Source organism: Metapseudomonas cellulosilytica, assembly GCF_049334135.1.
Lineage (GTDB): Bacteria > Pseudomonadota > Gammaproteobacteria > Pseudomonadales > Pseudomonadaceae > Metapseudomonas.
On record NZ_JBHZGN010000031.1, the window covers coordinates 66,494 to 75,675 of the forward strand.

At 66.3% G+C, this 9,182-nt stretch carries 9 protein-coding genes; 4 read left to right on the top strand and 5 right to left on the bottom strand.

Annotated elements, in window-relative coordinates; translation table 11 throughout:
* Positions 1–56: 56 nt before the first annotated feature.
* From ACFW0H_RS27145 to ACFW0H_RS27155, 3 genes are all read right to left on the bottom strand, one after another.
* Positions 57–1,235: an acetyl-CoA C-acetyltransferase gene (locus tag ACFW0H_RS27145; protein ID WP_422916958.1), complete on the bottom strand. Its 1,179-nt coding sequence runs from the start codon at positions 1,233–1,235 to the stop codon at positions 57–59.
* Positions 1,236–1,343: 108 nt separating this feature from the next.
* A complete protein-coding gene (locus ACFW0H_RS27150) occupies positions 1,344–3,116 on the bottom strand; it encodes an acyl-CoA dehydrogenase C-terminal domain-containing protein (RefSeq protein ID WP_422916948.1) in 1,773 nt (590 codons plus the stop codon).
* Entirely contained in the window at positions 3,088–3,777 is a 690-nt protein-coding gene (locus ACFW0H_RS27155; protein WP_422916949.1) for a TetR/AcrR family transcriptional regulator, read from the bottom strand. The genes ACFW0H_RS27150 and ACFW0H_RS27155 overlap by 29 nt, the downstream gene beginning before the upstream one ends.
* 216 nt (positions 3,778–3,993) lie before the next feature.
* Here ACFW0H_RS27155 and ACFW0H_RS27160 point away from each other — a divergent pair, with 216 nt between their 5' ends.
* The gene (locus ACFW0H_RS27160; protein WP_422916959.1) at positions 3,994–4,998 is read left to right on the top strand and encodes an AraC family transcriptional regulator; all 1,005 of its coding nucleotides are present in this window, start codon (positions 3,994–3,996) and stop codon (positions 4,996–4,998) included.
* Between the two features lie 69 nt (positions 4,999–5,067).
* Here the strand turns inward: ACFW0H_RS27160 and ACFW0H_RS27165 are convergent, their stop codons facing one another.
* Positions 5,068–5,826: an SDR family NAD(P)-dependent oxidoreductase gene (locus ACFW0H_RS27165; RefSeq protein ID WP_422916950.1), complete on the bottom strand. Its 759-nt coding sequence runs from the start codon at positions 5,824–5,826 to the stop codon at positions 5,068–5,070.
* A gap of 14 nt (positions 5,827–5,840) precedes the next feature.
* On the bottom strand, positions 5,841–6,620 hold the full coding sequence (locus ACFW0H_RS27170) for an SDR family NAD(P)-dependent oxidoreductase (protein WP_422916951.1): 780 nt from the start codon (positions 6,618–6,620) through the stop codon (positions 5,841–5,843).
* A gap of 96 nt (positions 6,621–6,716) precedes the next feature.
* On the opposite strand from ACFW0H_RS27170, the gene ACFW0H_RS27175 reads away from it, so the two are divergent.
* The 3 genes from ACFW0H_RS27175 (at position 6,717) to ACFW0H_RS27185 (ending at position 9,140) form a co-directional block, all read left to right on the top strand.
* Positions 6,717–7,619: a LysR family transcriptional regulator gene (locus ACFW0H_RS27175; protein ID WP_422916952.1), complete on the top strand. Its 903-nt coding sequence runs from the start codon at positions 6,717–6,719 to the stop codon at positions 7,617–7,619.
* Between the two features lie 327 nt (positions 7,620–7,946).
* Entirely contained in the window at positions 7,947–8,702 is a 756-nt protein-coding gene (locus tag ACFW0H_RS27180; protein ID WP_422916953.1) for an SDR family oxidoreductase, read from the top strand.
* A gap of 27 nt (positions 8,703–8,729) precedes the next feature.
* Positions 8,730–9,140, top strand: a complete 411-nt coding sequence (locus ACFW0H_RS27185) for a cupin domain-containing protein (protein WP_422916954.1) — start codon at positions 8,730–8,732, stop codon at positions 9,138–9,140.
* Positions 9,141–9,182: the final 42 nt, after the last annotated feature.

The window sequence follows — 9,182 nt, forward strand, 5'->3', positions numbered from 1 at the left end:
CGATTCAAAACAGAACGCCGGCCCGAGGGCCGGCGTTTTCATCTGCCTTCGCGGGATCAGCGCTCGATGGCCAGGGCCACGCCCATGCCGCCGCCGATGCACAGGGTCGCCAGACCCTTCTTCGCGTCGCGCTTGATCATCTCGTGCAGCAGGGTCACCAGCACGCGGCAGCCGGAGGCGCCAATGGGGTGGCCGAGGGCGATGGCGCCGCCGTTGACGTTGACCTTGGCCATGTCCCAACCCAGCTCCTGGCTCACCGACAGGGCCTGCGCGGCGAAGGCCTCGTTGGCTTCGATCAGGTCGAGGTCGGCCAGGCTCCAGCCGGCCTTCGCCAGGCAACGGCGGGTGGCATCCACCGGGCCGATGCCCATGATCGCTGGGTCGACGCCGGCATTGGCGTAGCCCTTGATCCGCGCCAGCACGGGCAGGCCCAGGGCCTCGGCCTTGGCCGCGCTCATCAGCACCACGGCGGCGGCGCCGTCGTTGAGGGTGGAGGCGTTGCCGGCGGTGACGCTGCCGTCCTTCTTGAAGGCCGGTTTCAGCTTGGCCAGGGACTCGGCGGTGGTGCCGGCGCGCGGGCCTTCGTCGGTCTCGAAGGCGACGGGCTCGCCCTTGCGCTGCGGGATCAGGATCGGGGTGATCTCGTCCTTGAAACGCCCGGCCTCGATGGCGGCGGCGGCCTTCTGCTGGGAAGCGGCGGCAAAGGCGTCCTGCTGCTCGCGGGTGAGGCCGTATTTCGCCACCAGGTTCTCGGCGGTGACGCCCATGTGGTAGTCGTTGAAGGCATCGGTCAGGCCGTCGTGGATCAGGCTGTCCAGCGCCTTGGCATGGCCCATGCGCAGGCCGGTACGGGCGGCCGGCAGGATGTAGGGCGCCAGGCTCATGCTCTCCTGGCCGCCGGCGATGATCACCTCGGCGTCGCCGCAGCGGATCGCCTGGATGCCCAGGTGCAGGGCCTTGAGGCCGGAGCCGCAGAGCTTGTTCAGGGTCATGGCCGGCACCGCATGGGGCAGGCCGGCGAGCACGGCGGCCTGGCGCGCCGGGTTCTGCCCGGCACCGGCGGTGAGCACCTGGCCGAGGATCACTTCATCGACCTGCTCGCCCTTGAGGCCGGTCTGCGCCAGCAGCTGGCGGATCACCGCGGCGCCCAGTTCGTGGGCGGGGATGTTGGCCAGGGCGCCCTGGAAGCTGCCGATGGCGGTGCGGGTGGCGGCGACGATGACGACGTCTTGCATCATTGGAACTCCTGGAAGCGGCACGGACCCCACGGAATCACGAGTCGGTCCGAACAGATAAAAAAGCGCGGCCCGAAAGCAAACTGGGCCGCGCTACACGCTAAAGGGTCAGAACTGCTCGGCGGCCAGGCCGAAGAGCGGCTCGCTGCCGGCGCGAATGCTGGCTTCCAGCGACAAGGTGCGTGGCAGCAGGCGGCGGAAGAAGAAGTCGGCGGTGGCCAGCTTGGCGCTGTAGAAGGCTTCGTCCTCGCTGCGACGGGCTTCAGCCGTGGCGGCCATCCGCGCCCACAGGTAGGCGTAGGCGACGTAGCCGAACAGATTCAGGTAGTCCACCGAGGCGGCGCCGACCTCGTTGGGATTGCTCTTGGCCTGCTCCAGCAGCCAGCCGCTGACCGTCTCCAGTCGTTCCAGTGCCACCAGCAGATCGCTGCCGTAGGGGGCTTCGTGATGCTGGGCGAAACTGCGCGCCTCGGCGCAGAACAGGCGCAGTGCCGCGCCACCGTTGGCGACCACCTTGCGGCCCAGCAGGTCCAGGGCCTGGATGCCGTTGGTGCCTTCGTAGATCTGCGCGATACGCACGTCGCGCACCAGCTGCTCCTGGCCCCATTCGCGGATGTAGCCGTGGCCGCCAAAAACCTGCTGACCAAGCACACAGCTGTCCAGGCCGGTGTCGGTGAAGAAGGCCTTGGCCACCGGAGTCAGCAGTGCCACCAGGGCTTCGGCGTGCTGGCGCTCATCGGCGTCATCGGCGTACTTGGCCAGGTCCAGCTGCTGCCCGACATAGCAGGCGAAGGCGCGGCCGCCTTCGGTCATGGCTTTCATGGTCAGCAACATGCGGCGCACGTCGGGGTGGTGGATGATCGGGTCCGCGGCCTTGTCCTTCGCCACCGGGCCGCTGGGGGCGCGGCTCTGGAGGCGTTCGCGGGCGTAAGTCACGGCATTCTGGTAGGACGCTTCGGCGCAGCCGATGCCCTGGATGCCGATCGACAGGCGCTCGTAGTTCATCATGGTGAACATGGCCGCCAGGCCCTTGTTGGCCTCGCCCACCAGGTAGCCGATGGCGCCGTCGAAGTTCATCACGCAGGTGGCGGAGGCCTTGATGCCCATCTTGTGTTCGATGGAGCCGCAGCTCACGGCATTCGCCGCACCGAGGGAGCCATCGGCGTTCACCATCCGCTTGGGCACCAGGAACAGGGAGATACCCTTGGGACCGGCGGGGGCGTCGGGCAGCTTGGCCAGCACCAGATGGATGATGTTCTCGGTAAGGTCCTGCTCACCGCCGGTGATGAAAATCTTGGTGCCGCTGATGCTGTAGCTGCCGTCAGCCTGGGGTTCGGCTTTGGTGCGGATGATGCCGAGGTCGGTGCCGGCGTGGGGCTCGGTGAGGCACATGGAGCCGGCCCAGACGCCTGCGTACATGTTCGGCAGGTAGGCTTCCTTCAGTTCGGCGCTGGCGTGGGCCTCGATGGCCAGGCAGGCGCCGGACGTGAGCGCGGAGTAAAGAGCGAAGCTGGAGTTCGCTGCGTAGACCATTTCCTCGAACTGCACGCCGAGCATCTTCGGCATGCCCATGCCGCCGAACTCCGGATTGCCGGACAGGCCCACCCAGCCGCCTTCCGCGTAGGTGGCATAGGCCTCCTTGAAGCCCGCCGGGGTGGTGACGACGCCGTCCTGCCACTTCGCGCCCTCCTCATCGCCGCTGCGATTGAGCGGAGCGAGCAGTTGCCCGGTGACTTTGGCCGCTTCTTCCAGAATGGCGTCGGCGGTGTCCGCATCGACACGTTCGGCCAGCGCGGGCAGGCGCGCCCAGAGTGACGGGGCGTCGAACACTTCGTGCAGGATGAAACGGCTATCACGCAGGTTTGCGGAGTATTGCGGCACGGCGAAATCCTCTTGATTGAAGGGGGTGGCGGTTCTCGATGTGGCTCAGCAGCTGCGAGATCGCCCCGAGCGTCAGGTTCTCCAGCAGCGCCAGACGCTCGGTCTCGGGCAGGCTGCTGTGATTCATCCAGGTGGGCATCTGCTCCAGCAGGTGCGCTATTGCTTGTCCGGTCGATTGGCGTAGTGCCGGATCAATGTCCGGTCCGATCCCGAATTGCTGCAGCAAGCACTGCTGGAATCGGTCTCGTAGTTCGCCGATACGCTGCTGATGGGCCGGCCCGAGGCAGCGCGCCTCGCTCATGGCCAGCTGGAAATGCAGCGGACGGCGTTGATATAGCCGCAACAGGGAGGCGGTGAGGTTGCGAACCACTTCAAGGGGAGGCGTGCCCTGGACACGACGCGCAAGCAAGGCGAGCAGCCCTTCGTAATGCTCCTCGATGAACTCGAAAAGCAGGTCTTCCTTGCTGCTGCAGTGGTGATACAAAGCTCCCGCAGTAAGCTCCAGGTGTGCAGCGAGCTCGCGCAGGCTCACCTGGCCGAAGCCTTTGCTGGCGAATAGTTCCAGCGCCCTTTCCCGGTTGCGCTCGAAGCGGGAGAGCGTCGAGACACTTCGAACCGGTGGAGTGGATGCACTGTGACTGGGTGAATTGAATGAGGCCATCAGAATATTCCGCATTGCCGGTGAAACTGGCCAAGCACTGATGCGTTCGACCCTATGCCGAAGAGTCTAGGCAGACCAGGCGAGTTGGCCTATGCCCAAACTGCACCACTCGACCGTGTAGTTTTTGCCACTGGCGGTTCACCGTGTCCCGCTCTGAATTATCATTCTGGCGAACAAGGGAAAGAGGCCAAGCGGCCGAACGAGGTGCGGAGAAGGATGCGAGAACAGGATTCGGTAGCCGTCTATCTCGTCAAGTCAGCACTCCACAGCCTGGAAGCACGCCCTGAGCGGGTGAAGGCCATGCTCGCGGAGGCCGGGATCGACCCTGGGCAGCTCGATATTCCCGAGGCGCGCCTGCCGGCGGCAGCGGTCACCCAGTTCTGGCTGGCCATGACCCGGGAACTCGAGGATGAATTCTTCGGCTTCGACTCCCACGGATTGCCGAGGGGCAGCTTCGCCTTGATCTGTCGCGGGCTCATCCAGGAGCCGACGGTAGGCAAGGCATTGCGCCAGTGCCTGAACTACCTGGGACTCTTCCTGCATGACATCCGCGGCAGCCAGAGCCTGCGCGGCGGGCAGGCCGTGATCACCCTGGAGTCGTCGGCCTGCAAGCCCGCCATCCGTAGCAGCGCGGAAGAGATCTACCTCAGCATCGTGCTGGGCGTCCTCTGCTGGCTGGCGGGAAGACGCATTCCGCTGGATTGGACGCGCTTCGGCTTTCCACGTCCCTCCCAGGGCGCCGACCCCCTGCTCTGGGGGCCGCTCCTGGAGTTCGAAGTCGAGCACACCGAAGTGGCGTTCGATGCGACCTACCTCGACCTTCCGGTCGTGCAGGACCTGCCGGCCCTGAAGCAATTCCTGCGTACATCGCCCCAGTGGCTGGTGGTGCGTTTTCGCAATGAGTCGAGCCTGGCATCGCAGGTTTTCCGCCGGCTACGCAAGATTCGCGATTCGGAATGGCCGACGCTGGTCGATCTGGCCCGCGAATGGGGAATGCAGGCGGCGGCCTTTCGCCGCCAGCTGGAGAGGGAAGGCTTCAGCTACCAGGAGATCAAGCACGAGGTTCGGCGGGCCATTGCCTTCGAACTGTTGCGGGATGAGCGGTTCAGCATCAGCGAAATCGCGATTCTCGCCGGTTTTCAGGAGCCCAGCGCGTTCCACCGGGTGTTTCGGCGGTGGACGGGGGAAAGCCCCGGCCAGTTCCGCAAGCGGATGAAGTAGAGAATCCAGCCGGAGGGCGCCCTCCCAACCGCCGGTGCGCGCGGCGCACCCTACCTGGCCAATTCTCCCTCAATTGCCTGCCGACACGCCCCGGTCGATCGCCATATCCGCCCCGGTGATCGAGCGCGCGCCGTTCTGGCAGAGGAAGAAGGCCAATTCGGCAACCTCTTCTGGCTGGATGAAGCAGGCGCGATCACCCTGGGGGTACTTCGCCAGCAGCTCGCGGTAGTAGCCCTCGGGGTCGCCCTGGCCGTATTGCTCGGCCTGGAACTTCAGCATCGGCGTCTCGATATCGCCCGGCGACACCGCGTTGCAGCGCACGCCGAAGGGCGCCAGGTCCAGGGCAAGGGTCTTGCTCAGCAGGGTCACGCCGCCCTTGCTGGCGCAATAGGCCGCCGCGTTGCGATTGCCCTGGCGGCCGGCGTCGCTGGAGATGTTGACGATGGCGCCTTCGCTCGCCTTCAGGTGCGGGATAGCGGCAGCGCACATGAAGAAGGTGGCCTTCAGGTTCACGTCCAGGACCAGGTCGAAATCCGCTTCGCTGAAGCTTTCCACCGGCCCTTCCCGCCAGACGCCAGCGGCGTTCACCAGGGCATCCAGGCGGCCGAATGCCGCGAGCGCCGCGGCGACCGCATCCGTGCAGGTCGCGGGCCGGCGGATGTCGCCGGCAAAGATGCCGCAAGCCGGGTGTTCCGCCTGCAGGCGCGCCAGTCCCTGGGCATCCAGGTCGGTGGCGAACACCTGCCAGCCGCCCTGGAGGAAGCGCTGCACCAGCGCGCGGCCGACACCGCCGGCGGCGCCAGTGACAAGAACTACGGAGGTGCTCATGCTGCTGTTCCCCCTCAAGGCGCCTTGTTTTCGATCAGACAGTTGCCGCCGTCCACCACCAGCAGTTCGCCGGTGATGTAGCTGGCTTCCGGCGACGCCAGGAAGGCGACCGCTGCGGCCACTTCCTCCGGGCGGCCGGCGCGACCGATGGGCACATAGCTGGCCGCGTGCTTTTCCTCCTCGGTGCTGGAGCCGGTGGCAATCCAGCCAGGGGCCACGCTGTTCACCGTGATGCCCTGGCGCGCGACCTCCAGCGCCAGCCCCATGTTCAGCCCCACCATGCCGGCCTTGGCGGCGCTGTAGGCGGCTTCTCCCGGATTGCTACCACGGGTGCCGGTGGTCGAACTGATGTTGACGATGCGCCCGTAACCCTGCGCCTGCATGCCCGGCAGCAGCGCACGGCTGAGCAGGAAAGCGGTGGTCAGGTTGCGGGTGATGGACAGGTTCCAGGTGTCGAGGTCCATGCTGGCCACCTCCGCGAAGGGCTCGGGGCTGCCCTGCATGGCCATGCCGGCGTTGTTCACCAGGATATCGACGCGCCCCCAGAGTGACTCGGCCCAATTGGCGAGCTCGCGTACCTGCTGCTCATCGGTCAGGTCCGCCGCCCTCCCCTGCGCCTCGAATCCTTCGGCGCGCAGTTCCGCCACCCGCTCGGCGATGCGCGCGCTGCTGGCAGTCACTATGAGCTTCGCGCCCGCCGCCCCCAGCCTGCGGGCGATCGCCATGCCGATGCCCAGTTCACTGCCGGCGCCGCTGATCAGCGCCACCTGCCCTTGCCAACCTGTTTTCGTCATTTCCCGGCTCCTTCAAGGTTTTGCTCGTTGAACTGGAAATTACGTGCACGGGCCTGATAGAAAAAGACAACCGTCATCAGGAAAACTGAAAACACCATGGCTTTTTCCAGCGAATCCCTGAAGGTCTTCCTCGCCGTGCTCGACGGCGGCTCCTTTTCCGCCGCCGCTCGCAAGCTCGGGCGCGTGCCTTCTGCGGTCAGCATGGCCATTGCGCAACTGGAGGCCGAACTGGACATGCCCCTGTTCGACCGCGCCACCCGCAAGGCCCTGCCGACTCCCGCCGCCAGGGCGCTGGAGCCCCAGGCCCGGCAGGTGGCGAGCCAGCTGAACCTGCTGGACGCCCATGCGCTGCAACTGCACCAGGGCCTGGAACGCCGCCTGGTACTGGCCATGGCGCCGGAACTGCAGACCGGCGTCTGGAGCAGGCCCCTGACGGTCCTCGCCGGCGAATTCCCGACGCTGGAAATCGAAGTGCGCTCCGCGTCGCAAGCGGAGGCCGTGCGCATGCTGCATGAAGGCAGCGTGCATCTGGCGCTGGTGTTCGAGCGGCCGGGCATCGACGAGCGCGAGGCGTTCCTGGAAGCCGGCAGTCAGCTGCTGGTGGCCGTCGCCGCGCCGGGCTATCCGGCCGCCGCTGAACGCCTGCCGCTGGGCGAGGCGCAGATGGCCGATACCCGGCAGATCATAGTCGCCAGCGGCGAACCCACGGCCTCCGACCCGCAGATCCTGTTGTCCCACCGGGTCTGGCTGACCGACAGCTACCTGGCGACCCTCGATCTGGTGCAGGCCGGCCTGGGCTGGGCCTATCTGCCCCAGCCGCTGGTGCAACCGCTGATCGCGGGCGGCGCGCTCAGGGAAGTCGCCTTCGACAATATGGCCAGCCAGATGCGCCTGTGGGTGGATATCGTCTGGGTCAAGAACCGCCCCCTGGGCCTTGGCGCCAAGCGCTACCTGGAGCTGATGCGCGAGCAGCTCAAGGTCGGGCCACGGCGCGCCTGAGTCACGCGACGTAGTACGCCCCGGGACAGGCATTCGCCAAGGTCACGAACGGCCATTTCAGATTCAGCGACACGAACCCGGTGGACCGGAGCGCCAACTTGGCGGACCATGGCCGACATTCCACGGTCTAAGTCCTTGGCCACATTGCGCCCCCGCCCTGACGTGTCCGTCAGCGCAAGCCACCGGCCAATCAGCAACGCAGGGCTGTCCAGCCCGACGTAGCGTCTGCCAACCCCTTTCAACGGGGAGCGCCCAGCCTCACCAGCCAGGCGCTCGCTCCACGCCGCCCGCGGTACTCGCGGCGCCCATCCATAGGGAGGCACCCAGATGAAGATCGTCGTCATTGGTGGAACCGGCCTGATAGGCACCCAACTCTGCAAGAACCTGCGCGAGCGAGGTCATGAAGTCCTCGCCGCCTCGCCGAAATCCGGCGTCAACGCGGTCACCGGTGAAGGCCTGCAGCAAGCGCTGGCCGGTGCCGACGTCGTGGTCGACGTCGCGAATTCCCCGTCCTTCGAAGATGCCGCCGTGCTGGAGTTCTTCGAGAAATCCGGACGCAACCTGGCCGCGGCGGAAAAAGCCGCCGGGGTGAAACATCACGTCGCTCTCTCCGTCGTCGGCACCGAGCGGATGCTGGAGAGTGGCTACTTCCGCGCCAAGATGGCCCAGGAGAAGCTGATCAAGGGCTCGGGCATTCCCTATTCCATCCTGCGGGCCACGCAGTTCTTCGAGTTCATCGGCGCCATTGCGCAGTCCGGCACCGAGGGCAGCACCGTTCGCATGCCCGCCGCCGCATTGCAGCCGATCGCCTCGGCCGACGTCGCGGCGGCATTGGCCACGGTCGCCGAGCAAGCTCCGAGCAACCAGACCACCGAAGTTGCCGGACCCGATCGCAAGCCGGTTGCCTCCTTCGTCAGGACCTACCTGCAGCACAACGGCGACCAGCGGGAGGTGATCGCCGATGAGCAAGCCACCTACTTCGGTGCACTGATCGACGATCGGTCGCTGACGCCCGGCGCCAACCCGACCCTCGGCGCGATCCACTTCGACGCCTGGCTCAAGAGCGCGGCGGCGCGGCGTTGACCCGCAATCCGAAATCAGGAGAGCTCCATGGGAATCCAACATCTGCCTGCTCTGCTGGTCCTGCTCTGCACCTGCCTGGCCATGGCGCAGGACAAGGCAACCAGCGCTCCACCGCCGGTCGTCGAAACCGTGATGGTCAAGGCGCTACCCGAGTACCCCGGCAAGGAAGTGCTGATGATTACCGTCGAATACCCGCCTGGCGGTGCCGATCCGGTCCATCGTCACGACGCGCACGGCTTCATCTATGTACTCGAAGGCACCATCGTCATGGGGGTGCAAGGAGGTGAGGAAGTTACCCTGACGCCCGGGCAAAGCTTCCATGAAGGCCCGGCGGACGTGCATACGGTCGGCCGCAACGCCAGCCAGGAGAAACCCGCCAAGTTCCTGGTCTTCCTGCTCAAGGACATCGGCAAGGATCCCGTTATCCTCGTCGAGTGAGCCAGGCGCGGGGGGGGGGGGGGGGGGGGGGGGGGGGGGGGG